Origin of the sequence: Tianweitania aestuarii (genome assembly GCF_018457165.1) — a bacterium.
Lineage (GTDB): Bacteria > Pseudomonadota > Alphaproteobacteria > Rhizobiales > Rhizobiaceae > Tianweitania > Tianweitania aestuarii.
This window is the reverse complement of sequence record NZ_JAFMNX010000001.1, coordinates 459,957-486,201: the sequence shown is the minus strand read 5'-3', so window position 1 is coordinate 486,201 and position 26,245 is coordinate 459,957. Positions and strand designations below refer to the sequence as shown.

General features: G+C 62.8%; 23 protein-coding genes. 6 read left to right on the top strand and 17 right to left on the bottom strand.

All coding sequences use genetic code 11. The annotated features are described in order from the left end of the window. Positions 1 to 15: 15 nt before the first annotated feature. The gene (locus tag JYU29_RS02290) at positions 16 to 1,050 is read right to left on the bottom strand and encodes a phosphotransferase family protein (protein ID WP_213983143.1); all 1,035 of its coding nucleotides are present in this window, start codon (positions 1,048 to 1,050) and stop codon (positions 16 to 18) included. 175 nt (positions 1,051 to 1,225) lie between these two features. On the opposite strand from JYU29_RS02290, the gene JYU29_RS02285 reads away from it, so the two are divergent. The 4 genes from JYU29_RS02285 (at position 1,226) to JYU29_RS02270 (ending at position 5,872) form a co-directional block, all read left to right on the top strand. Further along, positions 1,226 to 1,561 (top strand): protein tyrosine phosphatase family protein, encoded by a 336-nt coding sequence (locus tag JYU29_RS02285; protein WP_213983142.1) that lies wholly within the window; start codon positions 1,226 to 1,228, stop codon positions 1,559 to 1,561. Between the two features lie 246 nt (positions 1,562 to 1,807). Further along, the gene (locus tag JYU29_RS02280; protein ID WP_250157150.1) at positions 1,808 to 3,787 is read left to right on the top strand and encodes an EAL domain-containing protein; all 1,980 of its coding nucleotides are present in this window, start codon (positions 1,808 to 1,810) and stop codon (positions 3,785 to 3,787) included. Between the two features lie 57 nt (positions 3,788 to 3,844). Then, complete coding sequence (gene mutL / locus JYU29_RS02275; protein ID WP_213983140.1) at positions 3,845 to 5,629, top strand: DNA mismatch repair endonuclease MutL; 1,785 nt, start codon at positions 3,845 to 3,847, stop codon at positions 5,627 to 5,629. A 9-nt stretch (positions 5,630 to 5,638) separates the two neighbouring features. Continuing rightward, positions 5,639 to 5,872 carry a DUF2093 domain-containing protein gene (locus JYU29_RS02270; protein WP_213984219.1) on the top strand — a complete coding sequence of 78 codons (234 nt, stop codon included), beginning with the start codon at positions 5,639 to 5,641 and terminating at the stop codon, positions 5,870 to 5,872. On the opposite strand, the gene lpxK is transcribed toward JYU29_RS02270, so the two are convergent. The 11 genes from lpxK to JYU29_RS02215 all read right to left on the bottom strand — a co-directional run bounded on the left by lpxK (position 5,869) and on the right by JYU29_RS02215 (position 17,986). Further along, positions 5,869 to 6,894, bottom strand: coding sequence for a tetraacyldisaccharide 4'-kinase (gene lpxK / locus JYU29_RS02265; RefSeq protein ID WP_213983139.1), 1,026 nt, complete (start codon positions 6,892 to 6,894; stop codon positions 5,869 to 5,871). The genes JYU29_RS02270 and lpxK overlap by 4 nt on opposite strands. Further along, entirely contained in the window at positions 6,894 to 8,207 is a 1,314-nt protein-coding gene (gene waaA / locus JYU29_RS02260; protein ID WP_213983138.1) for a lipid IV(A) 3-deoxy-D-manno-octulosonic acid transferase, read from the bottom strand. The genes lpxK and waaA overlap by 1 nt, the downstream gene beginning before the upstream one ends. Next, positions 8,204 to 8,995 carry a lysophospholipid acyltransferase family protein gene (locus JYU29_RS02255; RefSeq protein WP_347879835.1) on the bottom strand — a complete coding sequence of 264 codons (792 nt, stop codon included), beginning with the start codon at positions 8,993 to 8,995 and terminating at the stop codon, positions 8,204 to 8,206. The genes waaA and JYU29_RS02255 overlap by 4 nt, the downstream gene beginning before the upstream one ends. Before the next feature lie 11 nt (positions 8,996 to 9,006). After that, a complete protein-coding gene (locus JYU29_RS02250; RefSeq protein ID WP_213983137.1) occupies positions 9,007 to 9,258 on the bottom strand; it encodes a DUF4170 domain-containing protein in 252 nt (83 codons plus the stop codon). A 68-nt stretch (positions 9,259 to 9,326) separates the two neighbouring features. Beyond that, positions 9,327 to 10,127, bottom strand: a complete 801-nt coding sequence (locus JYU29_RS02245) for a 3'(2'),5'-bisphosphate nucleotidase CysQ (RefSeq protein ID WP_250157149.1) — start codon at positions 10,125 to 10,127, stop codon at positions 9,327 to 9,329. Then, positions 10,114 to 11,454, bottom strand: coding sequence for a TldD/PmbA family protein (locus JYU29_RS02240; RefSeq protein ID WP_213983136.1), 1,341 nt, complete (start codon positions 11,452 to 11,454; stop codon positions 10,114 to 10,116). Before JYU29_RS02240 ends, JYU29_RS02245 begins: the two co-directional genes overlap by 14 nt. Before the next feature lie 134 nt (positions 11,455 to 11,588). Next, positions 11,589 to 12,476, bottom strand: a complete 888-nt coding sequence (locus JYU29_RS02235) for a patatin-like phospholipase family protein (protein ID WP_213983135.1) — start codon at positions 12,474 to 12,476, stop codon at positions 11,589 to 11,591. A gap of 1 nt (position 12,477) precedes the next feature. Next, the gene (locus JYU29_RS02230) at positions 12,478 to 13,926 is read right to left on the bottom strand and encodes a M16 family metallopeptidase (protein ID WP_213984216.1); all 1,449 of its coding nucleotides are present in this window, start codon (positions 13,924 to 13,926) and stop codon (positions 12,478 to 12,480) included. 14 nt (positions 13,927 to 13,940) lie between these two features. Then, on the bottom strand, positions 13,941 to 15,248 hold the full coding sequence (locus tag JYU29_RS02225) for a M16 family metallopeptidase (protein WP_213984215.1): 1,308 nt from the start codon (positions 15,246 to 15,248) through the stop codon (positions 13,941 to 13,943). A gap of 208 nt (positions 15,249 to 15,456) precedes the next feature. Beyond that, positions 15,457 to 16,011 (bottom strand): 16S rRNA (guanine(966)-N(2))-methyltransferase RsmD, encoded by a 555-nt coding sequence (rsmD, locus tag JYU29_RS02220; RefSeq protein WP_213983134.1) that lies wholly within the window; start codon positions 16,009 to 16,011, stop codon positions 15,457 to 15,459. Continuing rightward, positions 15,992 to 17,986 carry a pseudouridine synthase gene (locus JYU29_RS02215; protein WP_213983133.1) on the bottom strand — a complete coding sequence of 665 codons (1,995 nt, stop codon included), beginning with the start codon at positions 17,984 to 17,986 and terminating at the stop codon, positions 15,992 to 15,994. The genes rsmD and JYU29_RS02215 overlap by 20 nt, the downstream gene beginning before the upstream one ends. 75 nt (positions 17,987 to 18,061) lie before the next feature. Here JYU29_RS02215 and JYU29_RS02210 point away from each other — a divergent pair, with 75 nt between their 5' ends. After that, positions 18,062 to 18,514: a nucleoside deaminase gene (locus JYU29_RS02210; protein ID WP_431192833.1), complete on the top strand. Its 453-nt coding sequence runs from the start codon at positions 18,062 to 18,064 to the stop codon at positions 18,512 to 18,514. Here JYU29_RS02210 and JYU29_RS02205 read toward each other — a convergent pair. Next, positions 18,511 to 19,191 (bottom strand): hypothetical protein, encoded by a 681-nt coding sequence (locus JYU29_RS02205; RefSeq protein WP_213983132.1) that lies wholly within the window; start codon positions 19,189 to 19,191, stop codon positions 18,511 to 18,513. The two genes, JYU29_RS02210 and JYU29_RS02205, sit on opposite strands and share 4 nt — an antisense overlap. A gap of 209 nt (positions 19,192 to 19,400) precedes the next feature. Next, on the bottom strand, positions 19,401 to 22,445 hold the full coding sequence (gene ileS / locus JYU29_RS02200; protein WP_213983131.1) for an isoleucine--tRNA ligase: 3,045 nt from the start codon (positions 22,443 to 22,445) through the stop codon (positions 19,401 to 19,403). Between the two features lie 313 nt (positions 22,446 to 22,758). On the opposite strand from ileS, the gene JYU29_RS02195 reads away from it, so the two are divergent. Then, positions 22,759 to 23,358, top strand: coding sequence for an HdeD family acid-resistance protein (locus JYU29_RS02195; RefSeq protein ID WP_213983130.1), 600 nt, complete (start codon positions 22,759 to 22,761; stop codon positions 23,356 to 23,358). Between the two features lie 15 nt (positions 23,359 to 23,373). On the opposite strand, the gene JYU29_RS02190 is transcribed toward JYU29_RS02195, so the two are convergent. The 3 genes from JYU29_RS02190 to JYU29_RS02180 form a co-directional block, all read right to left on the bottom strand. Beyond that, the gene (locus JYU29_RS02190; RefSeq protein ID WP_250157148.1) at positions 23,374 to 24,201 is read right to left on the bottom strand and encodes a MipA/OmpV family protein; all 828 of its coding nucleotides are present in this window, start codon (positions 24,199 to 24,201) and stop codon (positions 23,374 to 23,376) included. Positions 24,202 to 24,274: 73 nt separating this feature from the next. Further along, on the bottom strand, positions 24,275 to 25,258 hold the full coding sequence (locus tag JYU29_RS02185; RefSeq protein ID WP_213983129.1) for a bifunctional riboflavin kinase/FAD synthetase: 984 nt from the start codon (positions 25,256 to 25,258) through the stop codon (positions 24,275 to 24,277). A gap of 18 nt (positions 25,259 to 25,276) precedes the next feature. Next, positions 25,277 to 26,137, bottom strand: a complete 861-nt coding sequence (locus JYU29_RS02180; RefSeq protein WP_213983128.1) for a TIGR01459 family HAD-type hydrolase — start codon at positions 26,135 to 26,137, stop codon at positions 25,277 to 25,279. Positions 26,138 to 26,245: the final 108 nt, after the last annotated feature.

The window sequence follows — 26,245 nt, the reverse complement described above, 5'->3', positions numbered from 1 at the left end:
TAGAACGCTGCGCGCTCAAAGTGCCCATGCACAAGCGCGCCGGATCACCCGCAAGCAGTCTTTTGCCGCTCCAAACGCCGCCGCCCGGTGTTGGCTGGACCGGTTTTCATCGCTGGCGATCATCAGGTGCCAGGACAAGGCTCCGGCCAGGGCATTGCTGGCGCCAGCGACCCAATAGGCGCTTCGCGTCGTGTCGGTGATCCGATCCTCGCCATAGTGAGCCGCCAGATAGGCCTTCAAAAGACTATCGTGGCGCTGCAAGGCTGCAGGCTCGTAGAGGCGGAGCGACTGCAGCATGGAACTGACATCCTCCAGCGGCGATCCCTGTCGTGCTCGGCCCCAATCGATAAGCACCGGTTTCTGCGCCGCACCGCGTCGCACGAAGGCGTTTCCGGAATGCACATCGCCATGGATCATCCGCGCTCCGAAAGGCTGCTCCTGCGACAAGGCGCGGCGCAGCCGAGGCAGGTCTTCGACCACTTTATCGACCGCAGCGATCCCACGTGAGAGACCGGCGAAATCAGGATTGCGGCGGCATCGATGCAGATCGCGTCGGGTGGCCTGCGCCGAAGCGATCAGATCCGCTTCGTAGTCCCAGCATTTGGGAGCCAGCACATCCCTGGGATTGATGCGGTGAAACTGTCCAAGCGCCTGCAAAAGACCTGCGGTCGCCTGGTTGCTTCTCCAGGGCCACACGCTGGACGGCCTGACCTCCGCCAGACCCAGAAACGTGTCGTCGCGCCCGTCTTCTACGGATCCGATCAGCTGGGGCAACAACGCGCAATCACCACGCGCGGCCAGCCGTTGCAGGATCCCGGCTTCCCGTCTGGCACGACCGCTCAGATGCTTGACCACGAGGCGTTTGCGCCTCTGCCTTCCCTGGCCATCCGTGTAACTGGACGAAACGCGATGAACACCCGTCGCTTCCGTGCCGCCCTTGAGCCTGGTGGACGAAAGCGAAATGGCGGATGGCGGAACATTCAGGGATTTGGACAGGATCGAGCGAGCGGCTTGAAGATGGGCGTTGGTCATCGCGCCAATGTCGGTCACGATCGGCGTTGGCTCAACCTTGCTCCTGATTTTGTCAGCATTTTTTGCATTGATGGCGTGTGACGGCGAGCACTCCGCCCCCAGATTATGGCTGACAGCGCCGGATTTTGTCAGCTCGATTGACGGCAGTCGCCGCATCGGCTCTGTAGACTTCATGTGACCACGAGAGGACGCCATGAACATCAAAGACATCGCTTCGGATTATTCCGTTTCAGCCCAGATCCAAGCCAGCGACATTGCCGAACTCAAGGCTGCCGGCTTCAAGAGCGTGATTTGTAATCGGCCCGACAATGAAGATCCAGGTCAACCGAGCGTTGAGGAAATCCGCAGCGCAGCGGAAGCGGCAGGACTGGAATTCCGCCATGTGCCGGTAATCAGCGGGCAGATGACAGCCGAAAATGTTCAAGAACAGGCGCAAGCATTTGAAGCGTTGCCGAAGCCGGTTTTCGCATATTGCCGCTCTGGAACGCGATCTGCAAACCTTTACAACTACATGCAGGGCATGAAGTGAAGCTGAGGCTTTAGATACGGCATCTTCTGCGCTGTGGAAAAAGCCTGAAATTAAACAATGGCTAACCATTGCAGAGGCTGATCTTAAAAGATGTTCTGACTCAGTTAACCTGATCCGGTAGATAACTTCTTCGGGCGGGATGATCGGGGAAGAACAATGAGGGGAACGAAGTCCGGCGTAAGCGCGGACAGGTTGAACACCGTTATTCGGTGCGCCTTCTGGTTTGCCTTGACGGTCATGTCCGCCATGACCATCTCTTCCTTCGTGCTGTTGCAACAGATGATGAGCGAGCAACAGCGCGATGCCGGCATCCTGCAACTATCGGGCGAGCAGAAGGCACTGTCCCAGCGCGTTGTGTTCCTGGTGCTTGCTGCTACCAAAGGCAACGGCAACAATGTCAATCTTGTTGCTTCACTCCGCTCGTCAACCGAAGCCTTCGAGCGAAACTACGACAGCCTTCTGTCTTTGACTGGCGTCAATTCCCACTCAGCAGCTGTGCAGGACTCCAACTCGTTGGAAGCCGTTTTCTATGGCCAGCCGTACCATCTAGATCATTTCTCCACGAGCCTTGCAGCCAATGGTTGGCGGCTGGCGTCTGCCATCGAACGGGAACTCGCCCAGAAAGGAAACGGCTCAGGCTATCTTGCTTCGCGGGAACGGGCGAATGTCGATCAAACGGTGGCCGACGCCACGCTTCGTGCCTATGACGCACTGAGCACGCGTCTGCGGGAGCAGGCCGAGCAGCGTCGAACACAGCTGATGGCCATGCATCGCAAGCTGTTCCTTCTCAGCATGGCGACGATCGCAATGATCGGCCTGCTGGTCTTCCGTCCCATGACGCAGATGATCGTGCGGCGAACGCGCCAGCTGGTGGAAGCGCGCAACGAGATGGCCTTTGCCGCCGAGCACGACGCGCTCACCGGCCTTCACAATCGAGCTTACCTGCTGGCCAATTTCGATCACTATCTGACGGAACTGCGCACGCGCGGCGAGCGGCTTGCCGTGTTGCAGATCGACCTGGACCGTTTCAAGCAGATCAACGACACACTCGGCCATGCTGCGGGCGACATGGTTCTGAGACGCACCGCGCAGCGGATGCGTCGAGCCTGTCACCGCAACGAGATCTGCGTTCGCATGGGCGGTGACGAGTTCATCGTCCTTATCCGCTCACCGAGCGGCTTCAGCGAAGTGCAGGAGACAGCCTCAAGGCTGCTTCAAGCCATCAACCGTCCCTTGATGTTCAACGGATCCAGCATTCTTCCCGGTGCCAGTGCGGGCATTGCCATCTTTCCTGATGATGCCAATCAGTCGGAAGACCTGATCGTGCATGCCGATCTCGCCCTTTATTCGGCCAAACGGCTCGGCGGCGGATCTTCGGCCTTCTTTTCCGGCGATCTTCGCGCAGAACTCGACCATCACAAGGCTTTCGCGCGCGACATCCGCATTGCGGTTGCCGATGAAGCCTATTCGGTTTTCTTTCAGCCGCAGGTCGATCTTCTGACCGGAACGGTGATCGGGGTCGAAGCCCTTGCCCGGTGGCGCCATCCCGTCCGCGGCACGATTTCGCCGGCCATTTTCCTGCCCGTTGCCGAAAAAAGCGGAGCCATGGCCGATGTCGGCCGGATCGTGATCCGCAAGGCCATTGCACAAGCGGGCACCTGGCATCGAGCCGGCATCACGTTCGGGCGGCTGGCGGTCAACGTGTCGAGCGCAGAGCTGCGTGAGCCGGACTTCGAGCGCTTCCTGTTCGGCGCCCTGGAAGAAGCCGGCCTGCCCATCAACCGTCTTTCGCTCGAAATCGTGGAATCGGTGATCCTCGACGACGAAAGAACCGGCATCGCCCATAAACTGCGCCGGCTGCGCCTTGCCGGCATCCAGCTCGAACTCGATGATTTCGGCACGGGCTATGCGTCGCTCAGCCATATCGATCCGGAGCAGATCGACCGCGTGAAGATCGACCGCCGTTTCGTGGCCGGCATCGATCAGCATCGATCCAACGCCAAGATCGTTCGCGCGGTGATCGATCTGGCGCAGGCGCTGGGGATCGGGGTCGTGGCCGAAGGCGCGGAAACGCAGATCCAACTGGAAGCGTTGAAACAGCTCGGCTGCCCGGCCGTCCAAGGCTACGGCATCGCCTTCCCGATGCCTGGACAGGAAACAGCCTTGTGGCTGACACAGCAAGCGCGCATGACGGCCAGCCAGCCGCCATCGAGCGCTGTGGCTTAAAACAGCAATTGCCACGCACAGGCTGACCGGGATCACGAATCCGGCTATAGCTGTTTGATGCCCATTCGCCAGCTTTCAGACAGCGTCATCAACCAGATCGCCGCCGGCGAGGTCATCGAGCGCCCCGCTTCCGTGGTCAAGGAGCTGGTGGAGAACGCGCTGGATGCCGGCGCTTCGCGTATCGAGGTAGCGACCGCAGGCGGTGGCCTCACCATGCTGCGCGTGTCCGACGACGGTTGCGGCATGAGCCCGGACGAGCTGCCGCTGGCGATCGGCCGTCATTGCACCTCCAAGCTTTCCGACGACATCTTCGACATTCGCTCGCTCGGTTTCCGCGGAGAAGCCCTGCCATCCATCGGCTCGGTGTCGCGCTTGTCGATCCGCTCGCGTACCCGCGATGGCGAAGCGGCCGAGATCCGCATCGAAGGCGGCGCGCTGCATCCCGTTCGCCCGGCTGCCGGCAATCAAGGCACAGTGGTCGAAGTGCGCGACCTGTTTTTCGCCACCCCTGCCCGGCTGAAATTCATGAAAAGCGAGCGGGCCGAAACCGCTGCCATCACCGACCTCGTGAAGCGTATCGCAATTGCTTTCCCGCATGTGCGCTTCACCTTGTCAGGCAGTGATCGCACTACGCTCGACCTGCCCGCCCATGTTGGCCCCGATGCCCGGCTCGCGCGCATCGCCGATGTGCTCGGCGCTGAATTTGCTGATAACGCGCTGCCGATCGAGGCCGGCCGCGAAGGCGTGCAGCTTGCCGGCCACATCTCCATTCCCGCTTACAGCCGCGCCAACGCGCTTCAGGCGCATGTCTACGTCAATGGTCGCCCGGTGCGCGACAAGATGCTCGGCGGTGCGATCCGCGGCGCCTATGCCGATGTCCTGTCGCGCGATCGCTATCCCGTGACCGCGCTGTTTCTGATGCTCGATCCCACCCAGGTCGACGTTAATGTTCATCCAGCCAAGGCCGATGTCCGTTTCCGCGATCCCGGCCTCGTGCGCGGCCTCCTTGTGGGCGCGATCCGCCAGACCCTGGCGCTAAGCGGCGTGCGTGCGGCGACCTCTGGTGCGGATGCGATGCTGCAGGCGTTTCGCCCCGGCAATCCGTCGGCACCGCAGCCAGCCAGCCAGCCAGCCGCCCCCTTCTCCTATGCCGCGTCGCCGTCGCGTCCGCTCGATTTCGGCTTCCGCGAAAGCGCGCGCAGCGATTACGTGACAGCCGAACCGGCATCCACTCCTGAACCATTGGATGTCGCGACCGATCAGCAGACGCTCGGTGCTGCCCGCGCGCAGGTGCATGAGAACTATATCGTCGCCCAGACCGCCGATTCCCTCATCATCGTGGACCAGCACGCCGCCCATGAGCGTCTCGTTTATGAAGCGCTGAAAACCGCGCTGCATGATCGTCCGCTCCCAACCCAGATGCTGCTGTTGCCCGAGATCGTCGATTTGCCGGAAGACGATGCGGCGCGCCTTCAAACCCATGCCGACACGCTTGCCCGTCTCGGACTCGTTCTCGAGCGCTTCGGCCCCGGCGCAGTTGCGGTGCGCGAAACGCCGTCCATGCTCGGTGAAGTGGACGTGCCGGCGCTCATCCGGGATCTTGCCGACGAGATCGCCGACAACGACACCACGGATGCGCTGACCCGCCGCCTTCACGCGATCGCCTCGCGCATGGCGTGTCATGGCTCGGTGCGTTCGGGTCGGCGTCTCAGGGCTGAAGAAATGAACGCTCTGCTGCGCCAGATGGAAGCGACGCCGGGCTCCGGCACCTGCAATCATGGCCGCCCCACCTATATTGAACTGAAATTGCACGATATAGAGCGGCTGTTCGGACGCCGCTGAGACATGATGATGATGAACCGTTTTGAAGGGCCCGGTGCCCGTGAGGCCAAGGTGCGCTACCTCGATGGCGACTTTCAGGTGACCAGCCCCGGCGCTTTCGTGCGCTGCGCCGTGACCCACGAAGCCATTCCGCTCGATGAGCTACGCTATTGGAGCGTCGATCGTCAGGAGCCTTATGCCAATTGCGAGATTTCGCTTCAGCGCGAGATCGAAAACAATCCGGACCTGCGCAAGCGCGGCTAAGCCGTGCGGCGCTGCTTATAGGCGTTGATCGTCGCATCGACGATCCGCTGCGGTGCTGTTGGATTGTCGAAAGCTGCTTCCACGGCCAACACGTCAACGCCTTCCAGAAAGCGCGTTGTGGCCGGTGACCAGCCCCGCAGCCGCGCCGCATCCTTGGCCGTCGTGATCAACGTGGCATCGAGATCCGCGGCCGAGCGCTCGAGATCGGCAAGCTCGTCTTCGGCGTAAGCATGATGATCGGGGAAGCTGCGCGTTCCCGCCAGCTCGCCACCCGCTTCGCGCACCGTGTCGAAGAACTTGGCGTTGTTGCCGATGCCGGCAAAAGCCAGAAAGCGGCGGCCGGCGAAATCCTGGCCCGAAACCAACTGCGTATGGGCTTCGAACATCGGCCGCCCCGCGCGTGCCGCCTTGCGGATCACCGCGTCACCGGCCGTGCCCTTACCCATCTTCAAAACGGCATCGGTGAAGCGCAGCTGCTCCACCAGACCGGCACGCAAAGGGCCGCCGGGAATGACATGGCCGTTGCCGACGCCTCTGATGGCATCCACCACGAGAAGCGCGAAATCGATATGGATGCGCGCGCTTTGAAAGCCGTCATCCATGATCAACGCATCGCAGCCCTGATCAAGCAGCAGCCGCGCGCCTGCCTGCCGATCGGCTGACACGGCAACCGGTGCAGCTCCTGCCAAAAGCAGCGGTTCGTCGCCGACATGGCGGGCAATGTCGTGATGCGGATCCACCAGATGCGGCTTGCCGAAGCTGCCACCATGGCCGCGCGACAGAATGCCGGGCGTAAAGCCGCGCGCCATGAAGCTCTTTGCCATCGCGATCGCCACCGGCGTCTTGCCCGCGCCGCCCACCGTGTAATTGCCGATGCACAGAACCGGTGCGGCGATCTTCACGCGCGGCGCGCGACGCATCTGCCGTTTGGCCACGGCGCCATAAAGCGCGGAAGCCGGCCAAAGGCTCCATGCCCGCCAGTCCGCTTGTTCCCACCAGAATGGCGGGGCTTCGCTGCCCATCAGGTAAAGCCGCCTTCGAGCCGCGCTTTCACCACCAGCGGATGAATAAACGGATCGAGCGCGCGCAAGGTGCGGTCGAGCGCACCGCGCATATCTTCGACCGTTGCAAACGCCGCCGCGCCCATCTTGTGGCGGGCACCGTCATTGTCGAGCAGGTAGTCGACGGCTGTTGCCAGCGCATCGCTGTCTTTCACGAGCCGCGCACCGCCGCTGTCGATCAGCCGCGTATAGGTGTCGCGGAAATTCTGGATGTTTTCGCCAGACAAAACGGCCGTTTCCAGCATGGCTGGCTCGATCGGGTTCTGCCCGCCCTGCGCAACCATCGAGCGCCCCATGAAGGCAATTTCGGTAAGGCGCAGATAAAGCCCCATATCGCCGATCGTGTCGCCAAGCAGCACGTCGACATCGGGGCGCACCGGCTCGTTGAGGCTCTGGCGTGCAACGGAAAGACCCCGCTTGGCGAGATCGGCCGCCACTGCATCGCCGCGCTCGGGATGGCGGGGCACGATGATGGTCAGAACGTCGTCATGGCGGCTTTTCAGCTGGGTATGAACCTCGCCGATGATGTCTTCTTCGCCTGGATGGGTCGAGACGGCCGCCCAGGTGGCGCGGTCGTTGATCTGGCTGGCCAGACGCTTGTGCATGCGCGGATCAAAGGGCGGCGGATCGGTATCGAGCTTGAGATTGCCCGAAACGGTGACGGGCCGCGCCCCCACCGCGCGGAACCGCTCGCCGTCGAGTTCGGACTGCGCCACAACGAAAGCAAGGTTCTCAAACAGCGCCTCGGCCAGATGCGGGCGCTTCTGCCACGACTTGAAGGAGCGGTCCGACAAGCGTCCGTTCACCAGAACCTGCGGCACACGCCGCTTGCCGAGCGCCAGGATTGTTGTCGGCCAGATCTCGGATTCGGCGATAATGGCGAGGTCCGGCTGCCAGTGATCGAGAAAACGTTCCACCGCCGGCTTCAGATCGAGCGGCACATATTGGTGGATGACCTGATTGCCGAGCCGTTCGGCCACGATCTTGGCCGAGGTCACGGTTCCGGTCGTCAGCACCACCCGGATCCCGACATCCAGAATGCGTTCGATCAGCGGGATCACTGCGCCCGTTTCGCCCACACTCGCAGCATGAACCCAGATCACCGGACCGTTCGGCCGTGCCTCGCCCGCAACGCCATAGCGCTCGCGCCGGCGCTGGCGGTCTTCCTTGCCGCGGCTGGCGCGATAAGCGACATAAGGCCCGATAAACGGAAACGCCGCCGAGCCAGCGATCCCATAAAGCGACAAAAGCCGGCGTGCCCAGCGCTCGCTCATCGAGCGGCTCCGGTTTGGCCAGGCTTGGCATCCGCCAGCGCATGGGCGCGCACCGTGACTTCATCCAGACCGTTGGTGACCGCGTGACGCAGCACGTCCATCTCGGCTTCGGTCGCGTCCGGCGAAACATAAATCGGCTCGCCGATCACCATCGCGCTGCGGCCGAAAGGCAGGCTGATCGTCATCTTGTCCCAGGAGCGCTCCACCACCTTGCGGCGGCTGCTGGCGTAAGCTGCGGGAAAGATCGGGCGGCCGGAAATGCGGGCGAGCATGACGATGCCCATTCCGGCATCGCGCGGCGTTCCATTGGGGATATCTGCGACCATGGCCACCGATCTCCCCTCATCCAGCGACTTTTTGAGGGCGAGCAGCGCCCGTGCACCGCCTTTTTCAACCGACTTCTTGGCGCTGCGACCGCCCGATCCGCGCACGATCCCGACGCCGAAGCGCTTCATCACCAGCGCGTTGAGCTCGGCATCGCTGCTGCGTGAGACCATGACGTCGATGGGATATTCCTTGGGGTACAGCGTCGGATACATCAGGTGCTGGCCGTGCCACACCGCATAGATGGCCGGTCCGTCCTGCGCCATCGAGGTCGCAAGATCACTCGATCCCGGCACGAGACGATTGGTGCCGCCAACGAACCGCAGGCCGCCTTCAACCAGAAAAGCGAGCGCATGCTTCACCACCGCCGAATTCGCGAGGGGGCGGCGGATCGTCCGCCACAGCTCCTTGATCGCGCGCGGCGAGTGGCGGCGGCGCGGTGGCACCTTCCGCTTTGCGCTCACGTTCGTTGTCGTCACGCTTGCGGTGCCGCAGGCGCTGCCGGTTCGAGAAGGCGGTGAAGATGCACGATGAAATAGCGCATATGGGCGTTGTCGACCGTTTCTTGCGCCTTGGCGCGCCAGGCGCGTTCGGCCGACTTGTAGTCGGGAAAGACGCCGACAATGTCGAGGTCGTCCAGGTTGCGGAAATCGACGCCCTTGAGGGAGCTCAGCTCGCCCCCGAAAACGAGGTGCAGGAGCTGCTTGGGTTCCGTTTGTTCCGTCATGCGGCTCTCCTAAAGAAAATCAGGGTAGTGGAAATGAAGGCGGTTCTACATGGGGGGTGGCTGTGAAGTCACCGGAATTTTGTGAGGATGGTCGTCATCTTCGCAAGCAAAGGGCCACTGCCGGCCGCAAGGGCGCCATGCTTGGAATTGGCCGTTGCGTAAACCAGCGGTTCACCGGTGGCATCCACGATCGCTCCGCCCGCTTCATGCAGAATGCAGTCGGCGCCAGCCAGATCCCAATCATGCGAATCGGGCTTCACGAACGTCGCGTCGATCTCGCCACGCGCCACCATCGCGACACGGTAGGCCAGCGAAGGCACATAGCTCACCGGGCGAAAATCACGTCGATCGGCTTCATCGAGAGACTGGATCATCGGCTTCGGCCCGCCGATTGCAGGCTCTGCGCGCGTTGGTGCGACGGCGATGGCATGGCCGTTCAGCCGCGCTCCGCCGCCGCGTGCAGCCTCGAAGACCTCGTTCTTCACCGGACAATCGAGCACGCCGGCGATCGAGCGTCCATCTTCCACCACGCCGATCGACACGCACCAGGTCGGCTTGCCCTCGATATACGCACGCGTGCCGTCGATCGGGTCCACCACGAAGGTGCGCTTGGCCGAAAGCCGCTCGAGATTGTCGGCCGTTTCTTCCGACAGCCAGCCGTAATCAGGACGCGCCGCCGTGAGCGTTTCGCGCAGAAACTTGTCGACGGCGTAATCGCCTTCGCTGACCGGCGACTGGCCTTCCTTCCACCAGACTTCCGGCGACTTCTGGAAATAGCGCATCGCAATCTCGCCCGCTTCACGCGCGGCATCGCGGATCAGCTTGAGATCGGCGTCGAAGGCCGTGGCGGTCGTGTCAGCTTCCAGCAAGCGTCATCCCCTCGATCAGCAAGGTTGGCGCCGCGGTGCCGAAGTTGCGGTCCACATCGGAAGCCGGCACCATGCGCAGGAACATATCCTTCAAGTTGGAAGCGATCGTCACTTCGGCAACCGGATAGGCCAGTTCACCATTCTCGATCCAGAAGCCCGACGCGCCACGGCTGTATTCGCCGGTTACCATGTTGACGCCCTGGCCGAACACTTCCGTCACGTAGAACCCGCTCGGCAGGTCGGCGATCATCTCTTCCGGCGCAATCGTTCCGGGCTCGATTGCGAGGTTAGTGGAGCTCGGTGAGACCGATGTGCCGTGACGCGCACCGCGTCCGTTGGTAACGAGGCCGAGCTCCCTTGCGGCGGAGGTGGACAGGAACCATTGCTGCAGCACGCCCTTGTCCACCATCAACAGCGGCTGGCCGCGCACACCTTCTCCGTCAAACGGCCGCGATGCCGAACCGCGCTTGCGCGTCGGATCGTCCGTGACGGTGATTGCCGCGGATGCCACCTGCTTGCCCATGGAATCGCGCAGGAAGCTCGTCTTTCGCGCCACCGAAGCACCGTTGATCGCGCCTGCCAGATGACCCGCGATGCCGCGCGAAACACGCGGATCGAACACCACCGTCACCGGCCCGGTCTTCGCCTTGCGCGGCTTCAAGCGCCGAACCGCGCGCTCGCCGGCGCGACGGCCGATGGTGGCGGCATCGTCCAGCTCGTTGAAATGAATGCGCGACGAGAAATCATAATCGCGCTCCATGCCGGTGCCCTCGCCCGCAATCACGCTGACCGAACGGGAAAAGCGCGAGCCGACATAATGGCCGGTAAAGCCATGCGAGGTCGCCAGAACCAGCCCACCATACCCGAAGCCAGCACCGCTGCCGGCCGAGTTCGTGACGCCTGCAACGCCGAGTGCTGCTTCCTCAGCCTCAAGCGCTGCCTGGCGCAGCTGGTCGCCGGACAGCTCGGTCGGGTCGAAAAGATCGAGATCATCGACACCATCCGCCAGAAGCGATGGATCGGCCAGTGACTGGAAGGGATCTTCCGGCGAAACCTTGGCCATCGCCACGGCGCGCTCTGCCAAAGCTGCAATGTCGGCGCCGGCATTGGCGGAAATATTCGCGACACGCTGCCCGACAAAGACCCGCAGCGAGATGTCGTCGCTCTCAGAAGCTTCCGTGTTCTCGACCTTGCCTAAGCGAACGGAAACACCGACGGAGCGTCCGCGAACGGCAACCGCATCGGCAGCATCGGCACCCGCGCGCTTGGCTGCTTCCACCAACGCCGCGACCTGATCGACGAGCTTTTCGGCGGATGTTTCGGGCATTCTGTGTTCCTAAACGGGCAAATAGCGGCGCGAAAGCGGGGTAAAAACGCGATATGGCAGAGCGAAACCGGCTCACTCAACCATCTATTGCCCGCCCCGGGCCTTCGCAATGGCGCGAGTGTTTTAAATGCAGGTCAAGCGGCGGCTTTGACTGCAGTCTCGACGGCACGCTTGAGTTCATCCTTGACCGACACCGTTTCGGCCAGGACTCGATCGATCTTGAGGAAGTCGAGCGCCCGATAGCGCGTGCCGGGCCGCAAATAGATCGCCGGCGGGTTTTGCTTCATCTTCAACTGGTTGATGGCCTGCATCATGATCTGGTTGGCGCCAAGCAGCATGTCCATCGACTTCAAGGTCCGCCCCCTGTCCTCCATCGGGTCACCGATCACGTCGATGGCGATCACCACATCAGCGAGGCCTTCCACCAAATCGAAGGGCACGGGATTATAGATCCCGCCATCGATCAAGGTTCGGCCGTCGCGTTGAACGGGACTGAAGATCGCGGGGATCGCGGCCGACGCGCATAAGGCCGAATGCAGGTCGCCTTCTTCGATAACCACTTGCTCCTGCTTGAAGAAATCGGTTGCGGTCACCTTCAAGGGGATCTGCAGATCCTCGAATGTGACGGGCAGTCCTTCGGGCAGAAAAGCGCTCAAAAGGCGTTGGATGTTGAACTGGCTGACCCGCAGACCCGACGACATCAGATCGCCGATGGTGCCTGGACGCGCGCTCCACATGCGCCGCGTCAGTTCTGCGCGCTTGCACAGAACTGCGCGGGCGAAGTCATGGATGTCGTGGCCGCTCAATCCGGACGACATGGCGGCGCCCATGATGGCGCCGATGGACGAGCCGGCAATCGCGACAGGGCGGATGCCGAGTTCGTCCAGGGCTTCGATGACGTGGATGTGGGCAAGGCCGCGCGCGCCGCCTCCGCCGAAGGCGACGGCGAAGCTGGGTTCGGTTCGCGACGGCAGCGGCCTTATCTGGCTTTGGCTGACGTCCACCACATCATCGAAGGCCATTTCACCCTCCGGTCTGGGTCTTTCCTTCATTGCCGGCCGGCGTCTCCGGCAGCTCGCCAGCGGGAGCCGGCGCAGGTGCCGTTGAGGGCGTAGCTAGCGGCGTTGCGGCTTTATCTGCCTTGGCCGGTCCAACGATCATGATCGCAGGCTGGGCTTCAAGCAAGCGCTTTGCCTGCGCCTTCACATCGTCCAGCGTCACAGCCTCGATCAGCCCTTCGCGGCGCTCGATGTAATCGATGCCGAGATCTTCCAGCTGGATCTGAGTCAGCGTCGCTGCGATCGAGCCAGAGCTGTCGAGATTGTTGATGGCATAAGCGCCGATCGTGTAGCGCTTGGCCTTGTCCAGTTCTTCCTGCGTCGGACCTTCGTCCGCCATCCGCTTCACTTCCTGGCGGATGAGGTCGAGCGTCTCATCGGCACGATCCGAACGGGTCGCGGTGCCGATGGCGAGTGCCGACGAATAACGGCGCGTCGACAAGGACGAACCGACGCCATAGGCCAGACCGCGCTTTTCGCGCACTTCCTCGAACAAGCGCGACGAAAAGGTGCCGCCGCCCAGAACTTCGTTCATGAGATAGGCTGCGAAGAAGCCGGGATCCTTGCGGTCGACGCCGGGATAAGCCAGCTGGATGCTGGTTTGCGGCAGGTCGTAGTCGATCTTGATGTCCTGCCCGAGCTTCATGTCGGCCTGCGGAATGTCGCGGAGCTTGGCATGTTCGGGCAGCGGGCCGAAGACTTCGTCGAGAACCTGCTTGACCTTTTCCGCATCAATGGCGCCGACAACGCTGACAACGAGATTGTCGCGCGCAAACTGCGCCTTGTGCATGGCGACGAGGTCGTCGCGCGTCAGACCCGTCAGGCTCTGCGTACCGCCATCTTCCTGGCGAGCATAGGGGTGCGAACCATACACGGCGCGGCTCCAGGCGATCTTGGCCTGTTCTTGCGGATCACGAGAACGCGCGGTGATGCCGGCCAGCAGCTGCGAGCGGATGCGTTCAACCGGCTCGGGATCGAAGCGCGGCTTCTGCACGGCGAGCGCGAGCAGATCCACGCCTTCGTCCAGATCTTCCTGGATCGCGCGGAACGAGCCGTAGATCTCATCGCTGGTCGAGGAGAAGCTGATCTCGGCGCCGGAATCGTCCAGGCGGTCCTGATAGGCGTCGCGATCGAGATCGCCCGCGCCTTCGTCGAACAGGCCGGACATCAGAGTTGCCAGGCCTTCCTTGCCGACGGGGTCCTGCACGGAACCGCCCTTGAAGGCAAAGCGCATGGACACGATCGGCACAGAATAGTCTTCCACCAGCCAGGCGGTCACACCGGATTGGCTTGTCACCTTCTGGATCTTCACCGCGGCATGCGCCATCAGCGGCTGCATCGCCAAGAGCAGGAAAGCCAGTACGGTGGTGACGAAAGCGAGCTTCAAACGGGCCATGGTGGGAAAAACCATCATTTCACGAAAGCGGTTCACGACTTCTCCTCCCCGGCAGGCAGCAGGTAGCTGCTGACAGCACGCTTCTGGTTGAGGAACTCCTCTGCAGCGCGCTGAACATCAGCCGCGGTCAGCGCCTTGATGCGATCAGGCCATTCCTGAATGTCCTTGATCTCGCTGCCGGTGGTCAGCGCCGAACCATAGATCCGCGCCATTCCGGACTGGTTGTCACGCGCAAAGATCAGGCCGCGCACGAGGCGGTTCTTGGCCCGCTCCAGTTCCTGATCGCCGATGCCGTCCTTCACGAGACGGGCGATCTCATCGTCGACGGCCTTTTCCAGTGTCTCGAGCTTGGTGTCGCCGATCGGCGAGCCGTAAACGGTGAAGCTCGACGCATCGAGCGCCGTGCCCTGGTAATAGGAGCCGACGGAAGCCGCTAGCTTCTCCTTCACGACAAGCGCCTGATAAAGCCGGCTGCGCGCGCCGCCGCCGAGCACCTCGGCGAGAAGATCAAGCGCTTCGGCCTGTCCTGGCTCCTTCCTGGCGCTGCCATAAGATGGCACGACCCAGGATTTCTGATAGCTCGGGATCGTCACGCGCGGATCGGACATCGTGACGGTGCGCGCCGTGTTCTGTTCCGGTTCCTGCGGACGGATACGCGGCGGCAAATCCGGACCGCGCTCGACCTTGCCATAGGTCTTTTCGGCCAGAGCCTTCACGCCTTCGACATCCACATCGCCGGCTACGACCAGCACGGCGTTGTTGGGCGCATAATAGCGGTTGTAGAAGTCGATCGCGTCGGCGCGGTTGAGCTCTTCCATTTCCTGCATCCAGCCGATCACGGGGATGCGGTAGGGATGGTTCTGGTAGAGCGTTGCCGACATTTCTTCCTGAAGCAGCGCGCTTGGATCGCCTTCGATGCGCAAACGACGCTCTTCCAGAACGACATTGCGCTCCGGCCCGATCACGTCATCCGTCAGAACGAGGTTGCGCATGCGATCGGCCTCGAAGCTCATCATCGTTTCGAGAGCGTCCGGCGACACCTGCTGGAAATATGCGGTGTAGTCATAAGAGGTGAAGGCGTTTTCCGAGCCGCCGATCGCGGCCACCGCCGCTGAGAACTCGCCGGCCGGATGGTTCGACGTACCCTTGAACATCAGATGCTCGAAGAAGTGGGCGATGCCGGACTTGCCGGGCGCTTCATCGGCGCTGCCGATCTTGTACCACAGCATGTGAGAGACAACCGGCGCGCGACGATCGGGGATCACCACAACCTGAAGGCCGTTCGCCAGCGTGAAGGTCTCAACCTTGTTTTCAGCCGCCGCAGTGGCTGCGTTTTCCATGGCTGTTGCAGCCGGCTTTTCCTGCGCCAAAGCCGCAGGAACAGGTCCCGCCACACACAGGCCGAGCACAAGCGCCCCGCCCCAGTTCGATGCCAGTTTGCGCAACGCCATGCCGCCCCTCGCTTCCGAATGCAGACTGCGCGAATCCCGGTAAAGGGTTCGCTGAAGAATTCCAAGCACGCTACACGTCAGGCGAAAGCGGCCAAAGTCAGGCGCGGCGAATGAAACGGATGATCGTTTCGCCGTAGCTTCGCTCGTCTTCGGTCACGAAGCCTTGAGGCAGATCGAACGGTGCTGCCGCACTTTCTTCCACCACGCACAAAACATCGGGCTCAAGCCAGCCGCCCTTCAAAGCCGAAAGGAGTGCTGCTTCGCCGAGCTGCTTGTTGTAAGGCGGATCGGCGAAAACAAGGCCGAACGGCTGCAAGGTGCCGATGGGACCAAGCGAGGTTGCGTCGCGGCGAAAGATCCTTGTGCGCCCCTGCAAACCAAAGGCTTCCACATTCTCGCGGATCAGACCGCGCCCTTCCGCGCCTTCCTCGATGAAGACCGCGCTTGCAGCGCCGCGCGACACCGCTTCAAGCCCGAGCGCGCCCGTTCCTGCAAACAGGTCGAGCACGCGCCGGTTCTCGAGCGCATCGGGAAAGCGATGCGCAAGCACGTTGAAGACCGCTTCGCGGGTGCGGTCCGTCGTGGGGCGAATGGAGTGCGTGCGGGGCGTGGCAAGCGCGCGCCCGCGCAGCTCACCGCCGACGATCCGCATTTCTTCCGCCGCTCCTCGGGCCGCCGCCGGGTCCACCACGTTTCGGACCGTCATTGCCGCGGTTCTCGCCACCGGTGCGAGGACCGTTCTCGCTTCGTGGCTTGAACGAGCGACCTTCCGGCCTGTCACCGCCCGATGGACGATCCTTGTTGAACGGACGCTTGTCGCCGAACGGCTTCTTTGCGAAAGGCTTGTCGCCTGCAGGACGCTGAGCCCGGTCGTCGCTGCGACCTTCCGGCCGTTCGCGCTTGGCGTAAAGCGCTCCTTCGGCGGAGCGCGGCCGGTATGACTTGCCGCCATTGTCCGGACGATCGCCGCGCGGCTTGAAGCTGCGCTCTTCGCCGCCCTTGGTTTCACGGCGGTCACCACCTTCCGGCCGGTCACGCTTCACGAAAGGACGACCTTCCGCCGGACGGGCGCGGAACGTGCGCTCACCACCCTCTTGCCTCTCGCCGCGCGGACGGAAGCCGCGGTTGTCGCCGCCACCGGCATTGTCGCGGAAAGGCCGGTCCGATGATGGGCGCGAGCGCGGTGCGCGCGCTTCCTCACGGGCTGCACGTTCTGCCGCTTCCGCTTCAACCTTCTTGTCGCTTCTTGGACGCGCGCCCGGCGCCATCCAGACATTGGCATTGCGGCGCGGCGGCGGTGGAGCGCGTTCTTCTTCGCGCTTGCCGCGGGGCCCTGCACCACCCGGCTTGAAGCCGCCCGGCTTATCGCCGAACCGTCCCGCCGGCTTGTCGCCGAAGCGACCAGCTGGTTTGTCGCCAAAGCGACCGGCGGGCTTGTCGCCAAAGCGCCCGGCGGGCTTGGTTTGCAGCCGGTCGAGCATGTCGGTGCGGTGGTCTTCCCGCTCGCGCTTGCGGTTGGGCGTCACTTCGCTGCGACGTTCGCGCTGCGGTTCTTCCGTACGCGCCGGTGCCGGCGCATCGCGATCAGGCAGATCGAACACTGCGCCGGATTCGGCCATCAGGCGTTCGCCCAGCTGGTCTCTGAGATACCGGCCCTTCAGTTCCTGCACCTGGCCTTCCGGCAGTTCGCCGAGCTGAAACGGACCATAAGAAATGCGGATCAGGCGGGTCACATCGAGGCCGAGTGCGCCGAGCACATTCTTGACTTCGCGGTTCTTGCCTTCGCGCAAGGCGAGCGTCAGCCAGGCATTGGTGCCCTGCTGGCGATCAAGCGTTGCTTCGATCGAGCCATAAAACACGCCATCAACCGCGATGCCGTTCTTCAGCTCGGCAAGCCTGGCTTCGTCCACCGTGCCGTGAACGCGCACACGGTAGCGGCGCAGCCAGCCGGTGGCCGGCAGTTCGAGCACGCGCGCCAGGCCGCCATCGTTGGTGAGGAGCAAGAGGCCTTCGGTGTTGATGTCGAGGCGGCCGACCGTCATCAGGCGGGGCAGATCGGCAGGCAGAACGTCGAACACGGTGCGACGGCCTTCCGGATCCTTGTTCGTGGTGACGACGCCGCCGGGCTTGTGGAACAGGAACAGCCGCGTGCGCTCGATTTCCGGGATCGGCCGGTTGTCGAGTTCGATGCGATCATTGGCGGTGACATTGCGCGCCGGGCTGTCCAGCACCACGCCGTTGACCTTAATGCGGCCGTCGGCGATCAGCGCTTCGGCATCACGACGCGACGAAATGCCGGCGCGCGCCAAACGCTTGGCGATACGCTCGCCATTGGTCGGATCTTCCGCTTCAACAACACGCCGACGCGGCGGCGCGTCCCCCTCGCGCGGCTTGCGATCACCGAACGACTTCTTGTCGCCGAAGGACGGCTTGTCGCCAAACGACTTGCGCTCGCCGAAGGATTTGCGTTCGCCGAACGGGCGGTCGCCGCTTGGGCGATCACCGCGCGGCCGGTCGCCATGCGGTTTGTCGAAGCGGGGCTTGTCGTTGCGCGGACCATCACGGTCAGCGCGGGCACCCGGACGGCTGTTGCCGGGCTTGAAAGGTTTTTTGCGGTCGTCGTCCATGTGGCCTTCGTCGTGTTCGGCGGATAAATACCCGCTTCGCCTATGCGTGGCGAGTTCTATAGCGCGGATACGATGATGACGCAGCCGGATTTCATGTCCATCGCCTTTGAACAGGCCGAACTGGCGGCAGCCCGAGGCGAAGTGCCCGTTGGCGCCGTTCTTGTGCGAAACGGCGCAGTTGTGTCTGTTGGCGGCAACGAAACGCGCTTGCGCAACGATCCGACCGCCCATGCCGAGATCGTGGCGATCCGCGGTGCCTGCGAAAAACTTGGCCAGGAGCGACTGACAGGCCTCGACCTTTACGTCACGCTCGAGCCTTGCGCCATGTGCGCGGGCGCCATTTCCTTTGCCCGGCTGCGGCGCCTTTATTACGGGGCGTCAGATCCCAAAGGCGGCGGAGTGGAGCATGGCGGCCGCTTTTTCACGCAGCCGACCTGCCATCATGTGCCGGATACCTATTCGGGACTAGGCGAAACGCGCTCGGCAGATCTCCTGCGGCGCTTCTTTGGCGGGAAGCGCGACGTTTAAAGCCAGGGGATCCAGCTTTTCGCGCCACCGCTACCCGGCGCCGACCGTGCAGCAGCCTTGGCGCGACGCTCCTTCACGGCCTCGTCTTCACCGATATCGTTGGTTTCAGCGCTTGCGGCCGGCTGGCGATAGGTGATCGGCGGCTCGCTGAGATATTTGCGGCTCGTGGGGCTACCCTGACGCTGTTCGGCCACGCGGCGACGGACTTCATCTCGCTGGCTGCGCGCGCCGGGCTCCAGACCGTTCATCGGACGCTCGGCCAAGCGGGCATTCACCTGCACCGGCTGGCGTGCGCGTGCGCTCGGATCGACATCCGGCACCACTTCGGGACGGTAGTTCGGGTTGTTCTGATTGGCCGTAGCATCGGCGCGAATGCGCGCGCGGCGCTGTTCGGGCGATTCCGGCCAAGCGCCGTTTTCGGCGGAAGCAACGCTTTGCTGCGGAGCAGGAAGGGTATTGCTGGTCGGCCGTACGAGATCGGGACGCGGCTTGTAGTCGATCTTTTCGCGCTTTTCGCCGAGACCGAGCGCAAACATGCCCGACACGTCGTCGACCAACTGCTCGTTGGCCGTCTTGTCCGTGCCATAGGTTGGCGAGGACATGCAGCCGGCGGCCAAAGCGCTGGCGAAAAGAACCGGCGCAACAATTGCAGCACGCCTTGCCGAGAAGCCTGTCATATCGTCGCTTCGCCCTTCATCACCAATCAAACCGAACCGCATCGAAGACGCAGTTCTTCCGGCATGGACCGGACACGGCTCCCCAAGCCGCGGATCGCCCTGCATCGCGGCGGAATCCGGCGACAACAAGGCATGGTTGCCATAAAGGAAAGCGCGACGGAGAGCAACGCAATGCGCGTTGCTTCACCGCCACGTATCCGTGAGATAGGTCAGATACGGCCGAGCGCCTTCAACTCGTGCAAGGCAGCCGCATCGCGCGCCGACACGTCCGGATAGGCCGGATCGCTGCCGACATCATCCGTGTAGCGCCAGGAGCGCGCGCATTTGGTGCCGTCCGCAAGTGCCGGAACCACGGCAACACCGGCCACTTCATCGAGCGTATAGGCACCCTCGGGTGCTGCTTGCGTCGAGACGGTGAGGCCTGACGTGATGGCGATCTCAGAGAGATCAACATCGGCCACGGCCTTTGCCAGTTCCGCATCCGTGATGTGGACGAAGGGTGCCGCTTCGAGCGACGAGCCGATCGCCTTCTTGGCGCGCTCGATTTCGAGGGCGGCCGTCACGACCTTGCGGACCTGACGAACCTTGCGCCACTTGGCAGCAAGGGCATCGTCGCGCCACTCAGCCGGCACCTCCGGGAACTGCTCGAGATGAACCGATACGGCATCCGGGTTGCGGTCGCGCCAGGCTTCTTCTGTGGTGAAGGGCAGCATGGGCGCAAGCCACTTCACGACGCAGTTGAAGAGGTGGCGTACAACAACGAGCGAGGCCTTGCGGCGCATGCTCGATGGCGCGTCGCAGTACAGCGCGTCCTTGCGGATGTCGAAGTAGAAAGCCGAAAGCTCCACCACCATGAAGTCGATCAGCGCACGCGTGATGCGCTTGAACTCGAAGTCGTCATAGCCCTTGCGCACGAGTTCATCGAGTTCCGACAGCCGGTGCAGCATGAGCCGCTCAAGTTCGGGCATGTCGGCCAGAGCAACATCTTCGCCATTGTCATGCGCGAGCGTGCCCAGCATCCAGCGGATGGTGTTGCGCATCTTGCGATAGGCGTCGATGTTGGTTTGCAGCACGTTCTTGCCGAGGCGCTGGTCTTCCCAGTAATCGGTGGTCATGACCCACAGGCGCAGAATATCGGCGCCGGACTGCTTCATGACATCCTGCGGCACAACCGTGTTGCCGAGCGACTTCGACATCTTGCGACCGTCTTCGTCCATGGTGAAGCCATGGGTGACGACGGCGTTGTAGGGCGCACGGCCGCGCGTGCCGCAGCTTTCCAGAAGCGAGGAATGGAACCACCCACGATGCTGGTCCGAGCCTTCGAGATAAACGTCGGCCGGCCATTTCAGGTCGGGACGATCTTCCAGCGTGAAGGTGTGGGTAGAGCCCGAGTCGAACCAGACATCCAGAATGTCGCGGACCATTTTCCACGGCTCGCCGGCGCGCGCTCCGAGGAAGCGCTCGCGCGCACCTTGCGCAAACCAGGCATCAGCACCTTCGGCTTCGAAGGCTTCGAGGATGCGGGCATTGACGCCCTCGTCCTTGAGAACGTTGCCGTCTTCATCCACGAACACGCAGATCGGCACGCCCCAGGCGCGCTGGCGCGACAGAACCCAGTCCGGGCGATCGGCGATCATGGCGCGCAGGCGCGTTTGCCCCTGCTCCGGCACGAAGCGGGTCGCATCGATGGCAGCGAGCGCGCGGGACCGCAGCGTATCGGTTCCCTGCGGCTGCACACCGTCGGACAAACCGTAGCCGTTCAGTTCCTTGTCCATATGGGCGAACCATTGCGGCGTGTTGCGGAAGATCACCGGCTTCTTGGAGCGCCAGGAATGCGGATAAGAATGCTTGAGACGGCCGCGCGCAAACAGCGCATCGGCCGCGATCAGCGCTTCGATGACCGCCTTGTTGGCGTCGCCCTTCTTGCCGTTGTCGTCGATGACGCGCGCAGGACCGCCTTCGCGATCCGGTCCGAAGCCCGGCGCGTCCTTGGTGAAATAGCCGGCATCATCCACGGTAAAAGGGATGGTTGTGTCGATGCCGCGCTGGCGCAGCGACGGGGCTGCGTCCATCCAGGCGTCAAAGTCTTCGCGGCCGTGGCTCGGCGCGGTGTGAACGAAGCCGGTGCCGGCATCATCGGTAACGTGGTCGCCGGCCACCATTGGGACGGTGAACGCATAACCGCCGCCGAACCCCTTCAGGGGATGCGAAAGCTGCATGCCCGCCAATTCTGAGGCTGCGATGTCGCGCACGAGATTCAGCGTCAGCTTGGCCTTGGTAGCCGAATCCTCAGCGAGCTTCTTGGCGAAGACCAGCTTTTCGCCAACGCGCGGCCCGAAATCGTTCTCGACCGCAGCAACTTCGTAAAGGCCGTACTCGACCCGGTCGGAATAGGCGACCGCGCGGTTGCCGGGGATGGTCCATGGCGTCGTTGTCCAGATAACCACTGCGGCATCGGCAAGGCTCTGTTCGGCAACGAAGCCTTCCAGCTGTTCGACGCCGAAATCCTCGCCGTCACGCCGCGCAAGATCCTGCTTGATCTCTGCGATGGCCTGATCGTGAGCCCTGGACTCGGTTGCGATCGGGAACTTCACCCAGATCGTGTCGCTCTCGTAGTCGTGGTATTCGACCTCGGCTTCCGCGAGTGCGGTGCGTTCCACGACCGACCACATCACCGGCTTGGAGCCGCGATACAGCTGGTCGGACATCGCGAACTTCAGAAGCTCGCCGGCGATGCGCGCTTCGGCGTGGAAGTTCATCGTGGTGTAGGGGTTTTTGAAGTCGCCAACGACGCCCAGGCGCTGGAACTCCGCACCCTGAACGCCGATCCAGCTGGCGGCGAAGTCGCGGCACTCCTTGCGGAACTCGTTGATTTCGACCTGATCCTTGTCGAGACCCTTGGCGCGATACTGCTCCTCGATCTTCCATTCGATCGGCAGGCCGTGGCAGTCCCAGCCCGGAACATAATTGGAATCGTAGCCGCGCATCTGGAAGGAGCGCGTGATGACGTCCTTCAGGATCTTGTTCAGCGCATGACCGATATGGATGTTGCCGTTGGCATAGGGCGGACCATCATGCAGCACGTATTTCGGACGTCCGGCACCGCTTTCGCGCAGCTTGGCGTAGAGGTCCATGTCCTGCCAGCGCTGGACGATCTGCGGCTCCTTGTCCGGCAGGCCGGCGCGCATGGGGAAATCGGTCTGCGGCAGATAAAGGGTCTTGGAGTAATCGAGCGTCTGGGGCGTGTCGGACATAAGAACAAGGCCATCTGAAGGGCGGCACGGAAAGGCCGGCGTCGAAGGATCAGGCTAACAGAAAGGGCGCAGCCAAGCCGCGCAGATATCCCGGAGCTTCCGGTGGCCTCAGGCCGCCCGGAAGGCCGGGCCAATAATTCGTATCGCAGGAGCGATCAGGGGCAGATGCGCTGGCATGAGGGCGTTCTTAGCCAAGGCTGCAGCCGGAATAAAGCGCGAAGTTTCACGCGCCTGCAGGGACTTGCCTCGTCCCTTGCCGCGCGGAACCAATTTCCGGGCAGCGGATTGAGCCGCTTTAGCGGGGATATCGTTTATGCCGACCAACTTTACGCCGAACACAACAAGCAACAACCTTGATCAGCGCGCGCGCTTGTCGGTTGCCGAGCTGCGGCATCGCTGGGGTTGGTTCGTTGCACTCGGCATCGCGCTGATCCTGCTCGGCACCATGGCGTTCCTGAACACGCTGGTGGCAACGGTGGCGTCCGTTTACACGGTCGGCCTGCTCATGCTGATTGCCGCGGCCATTCAGATCGCGCAGGCGTTTTCGGTGAAAAGCTGGTCGAGCTTCTTCTGGTGGGTCTTAGGTGGCGTGATCTACGCGCTGGCCGGTCTGGCGGCGCTGATCAACCCCGTCATGGCCTCGGCCTTTCTCACCTTGTTCCTCGCAGCCGCCCTTGTTGCAAGTGGCGTGGCGCGGATCGGCGTCGGCTTTCAATCGCGGCCATCCCACAACTGGGGCTGGATGGTGCTTTCGGGCCTGCTGACGCTTCTCGCCGGCGTGGTGATCGCGCTCGGCTGGCCGGTGAACAGCCTTTGGGTGCTCGGCATGTTCCTGGCAATCGATCTCGTGTTCCAGGGCTGGGCCGCGATTGCGCTTGGCCTTGCCCTGAAACGTGGTGTTCCCCGGATTTAACGGGGAACGAGCGGCTTAGAGAGCGAAGTCGAAGCGGTAGGTTGCCGACACGCCAACCGTGAACTGGTTCTTGTCGCCGCGCTCCTGAACGATGGAGGAATCTTCGGCCGGACCAGCCAAACGGCGATATTCGCCGAACAGGCTGGTGTCGATCCGGTCGGTGGCCTTCCAGGTCAACGCACCGCCGACGCCATAGGACGCGATGCCCTCGTCCGGCGAATAAGGCGACAGGCCGGTCACAGCCGCTTCGGAGAAGTCGACGCCGTAATAGGCATCGAAATACTTGTCGTTGCCATAGGTGATGCGCGGGCCACCGGAAATGCGTAGGGCCGGCGTCAGGTAAGCGAAGGCATCGACTGCACCGTCGGCAACCAGACCTTCATGCGCGCCGATGGCCTGGCGCACTTCGCCGCGGAAACGGATCCATTCGGTCGGGTAGAACTCGGCAAAGCCACCCACTTCCACGCCGAAGTCGACATCGCTCAGACCTTCGATGTCGTCGTAATCGTTGCTGTCACGACCGAACACCAGCTTGCCGGTCGGGCCGGCGCGGAAATTGCCGGTGTCGATGAAAGCGATGGAAATGTTGTCGTTGCGCGAGCTGAAGCGCTGTTCGGTGCCCTTGCGGCCGAAGGAGATCAGCGGCTGCGCAAAGAAGCGGTAGTCCTTCGAGCCTTCGAATTCAGGCATGACGAGAGCGGCCGCGCCGATCGTCAGGCTCCACTCGCCGCCAAAGAAGCTGGTAGAGGTTTCAACCGGAGCTTCCAGCTGGTCGGCAGCCTGAGCATAGGCGGTGACCGCCAACAGAATCGCAGCCGTCGAACCCATCAAACCGTAACGCATGACCTACTCCTTGCAGCCTGCAACCTTGTCCACGTTCGAGGATCTGCTGCAGCGTTGGTTTCGATCTGCCTAATTACACGCTGAATGACAAGGCGCGATCCAAATCACTCAGCGGAGTGATGCGCGAAAGCAACGCTCGCGCCTGCGCCTCGTCCTGCTTCATCTGCACCACGAGAGCGTCGAGATCGTCGAACTTCTCTTCGCCGCGCAGGAAGCCAAAGAATGAGACGGAGGAGACTTCGCCATAAAGATTGCCGTTGAAGTCGAACAGAAAGGTTTCGAGCAGCGGCGCCCCATCCGCGTCCACGGTCGGACGACGGCCGAAGGAAGCAACGCCATCATGCAGGCTTCCATCGGGGCGACGATAGCGCACGGCGTAGATGCCGAGTGCGAGATCGGTTTCGGCCGGCAGGCGCATGTTTGCCGTGGGATAGCCGAGCGTGCGACCAAGCTTCTTCCCGTGGCTCACTTCCGCTTCAACCGTATAACGGTAGCCCAAGAGACCGGCGGCTTGCGCGACATCGCCGGCCTGGAGAAGCGAGCGGATACGGCTCGACGAAATCACCTCGGCATTTTCGTCGCGATAAGCATCCACAAGGGTGACGCCGAAGCCGAGCCGCTCGCCTTCCGCCATGAGAAAGGCCGGACCGCCCCGGCGCTCCTTACCGAAATGGAAGTCGACGCCGGTGACGACGTGGCGGATGTCGAGGGCGTCGCGCAGGATCGCCTGCACGAAGTCTTCCGCCGAGGTCGAGGCGAAGTCGCGGTTAAACGGCTGTTCGATCACGCCATCGAAGCCGAGCGCATCCAGAAGCCGGGCGCGGATCGGCGCCGAGGTCAACCGGAACACCGGGTTTTCCGGGCGAAAAACGGAGCGTGGATGCGGTTCGAAGGTGAGAACCAAGGCCGGAACGCCGGCTTCCCTAGCGATTTCGAGGGCCCGTTCAAGCACGCTGCAATGACCGCGATGCACACCGTCGAAGTTGCCGATGGCAACCACGCCGCCGCGCAGATGCGCCGGCAGATCGGACGGTGAAGCAATGCGGAGAATGGTCATCTTAGCGCAGCATCGGGGTTATCGCAGCATCGGGATCACGCCGACCGGATCGGCACTGTGCTTGGCCAGGAAGCTGCCGAGCAGTTCGATGTCCGGCGCATGCGATGGTCCGTATTCGCGGGCGTGGATACCGGCCGAGACATAGAGCACATCGACACCGTTATCGACCGCGCCTTTCACGTCCGTCAGCATGCCATCGCCGATCGCCAGACAATCGTCAGCACCGATCTCACGGCCGAGAACCTGCGATGCAGCGGCGAAGGCCGCCTGATAGATCGGACGATGCGGCTTGCCGGCAATCATCGTGCGGCCGCCGAGCAAGCCGTAATCGCGCGCCAAAGCGCCGGCGCACCAAGCCAGCTCATGGCCCCGTTCCACCACGATATCGGGATTGGCGCAGATCATCGGCAGATCGCGCGAGCGTAAGCGGCGAAGCTGTTCGGCGTAGTCGTCGGGCGCTTCGGTATGATCGTCGAACAGACCGGTGCAGCAGATGCCCGACGCTTCCCATTCCTCGACGAGCTCGACGTCGAGCCCTTCATAGAGCGTCATCTCGCGCTCGGTGCCGATATGATAGATGCGGCGTGGACCGTTGCGGATCAGCTCGCGCGTAACGTCGCCCGATGTGACGATGCGATCATAGGCTTCGGCCGTGACGCCAAGCCCGCGGATCTGGGCTTCCACATCGCCGAAGGGGCGCGGGGCATTGGTGATGAGCACCACCGCCAGCCCACGGGCGCGCGCCGCCGTCAGCGCTTCCACGGCCGGCTTGAAGCTGTCGACGCCGTTGTGAAGCACGCCCCACACATCGCACAGGATTGCGGCATAGGGTCCCGAGACCTGATCGAGCGAGGCGATCATCTTCGGCGCTGATAACATGAACCGTCCTAAAAACATGGGTGAATGGCGCGCGGTTCGCTTAACGCAAGCTCCGACGGCTGTCACCCTGTTCGCGCGGGAACGGTTGCTCGCCCTTCACTTCAGGCG

Bases quoted from the DNA above. Each gene is read 5' to 3' on its own strand.
- mutL (WP_213983140.1), top strand. From the start codon at position 3,845: ATGCCCATTCGCCAGCTTTCAGACAGCGTCATCAACCAGATCGCCGCC.
- JYU29_RS02180 (WP_213983128.1), bottom strand. From the start codon at position 26,137: ATGTTATCAGCGCCGAAGATGATCGCCTCGCTCGATCAGGTCTCGGGA.
- JYU29_RS02235 (WP_213983135.1), bottom strand. From the start codon at position 12,476: ATGGCCTTCGATGATGTGGTGGACGTCAGCCAAAGCCAGATAAGGCCG.
- JYU29_RS02185 (WP_213983129.1), bottom strand. From the start codon at position 25,258: ATGACCATTCTCCGCATTGCTTCACCGTCCGATCTGCCGGCGCATCTG.
- JYU29_RS02205 (WP_213983132.1), bottom strand. From the start codon at position 19,191: ATGACAGGCTTCTCGGCAAGGCGTGCTGCAATTGTTGCGCCGGTTCTT.
- rsmD (WP_213983134.1), bottom strand. From the start codon at position 16,011: ATGCGGATCGTCGGCGGTGAGCTGCGCGGGCGCGCGCTTGCCACGCCC.
- ileS (WP_213983131.1), bottom strand. From the start codon at position 22,445: ATGTCCGACACGCCCCAGACGCTCGATTACTCCAAGACCCTTTATCTG.
- JYU29_RS02270 (WP_213984219.1), top strand. From the start codon at position 5,639: ATGATGAACCGTTTTGAAGGGCCCGGTGCCCGTGAGGCCAAGGTGCGC.
- JYU29_RS02280 (WP_250157150.1), top strand. From the start codon at position 1,808: ATGACCATCTCTTCCTTCGTGCTGTTGCAACAGATGATGAGCGAGCAA.
- JYU29_RS02250 (WP_213983137.1), bottom strand. From the start codon at position 9,258: ATGACGGAACAAACGGAACCCAAGCAGCTCCTGCACCTCGTTTTCGGG.
- JYU29_RS02225 (WP_213984215.1), bottom strand. From the start codon at position 15,248: ATGGAAAACGCAGCCACTGCGGCGGCTGAAAACAAGGTTGAGACCTTC.
- JYU29_RS02210 (WP_431192833.1), top strand. From the start codon at position 18,062: ATGACGCAGCCGGATTTCATGTCCATCGCCTTTGAACAGGCCGAACTG.
- waaA (WP_213983138.1), bottom strand. From the start codon at position 8,207: ATGAGCGAGCGCTGGGCACGCCGGCTTTTGTCGCTTTATGGGATCGCT.
- lpxK (WP_213983139.1), bottom strand. From the start codon at position 6,894: ATGGGCAGCGAAGCCCCGCCATTCTGGTGGGAACAAGCGGACTGGCGG.
- JYU29_RS02215 (WP_213983133.1), bottom strand. From the start codon at position 17,986: ATGGACGACGACCGCAAAAAACCTTTCAAGCCCGGCAACAGCCGTCCG.
- JYU29_RS02195 (WP_213983130.1), top strand. From the start codon at position 22,759: ATGCCGACCAACTTTACGCCGAACACAACAAGCAACAACCTTGATCAG.
- JYU29_RS02230 (WP_213984216.1), bottom strand. From the start codon at position 13,926: ATGATGGTTTTTCCCACCATGGCCCGTTTGAAGCTCGCTTTCGTCACC.
- JYU29_RS02240 (WP_213983136.1), bottom strand. From the start codon at position 11,454: ATGCCCGAAACATCCGCCGAAAAGCTCGTCGATCAGGTCGCGGCGTTG.
- JYU29_RS02285 (WP_213983142.1), top strand. From the start codon at position 1,226: ATGAACATCAAAGACATCGCTTCGGATTATTCCGTTTCAGCCCAGATC.
- JYU29_RS02190 (WP_250157148.1), bottom strand. From the start codon at position 24,201: ATGCGTTACGGTTTGATGGGTTCGACGGCTGCGATTCTGTTGGCGGTC.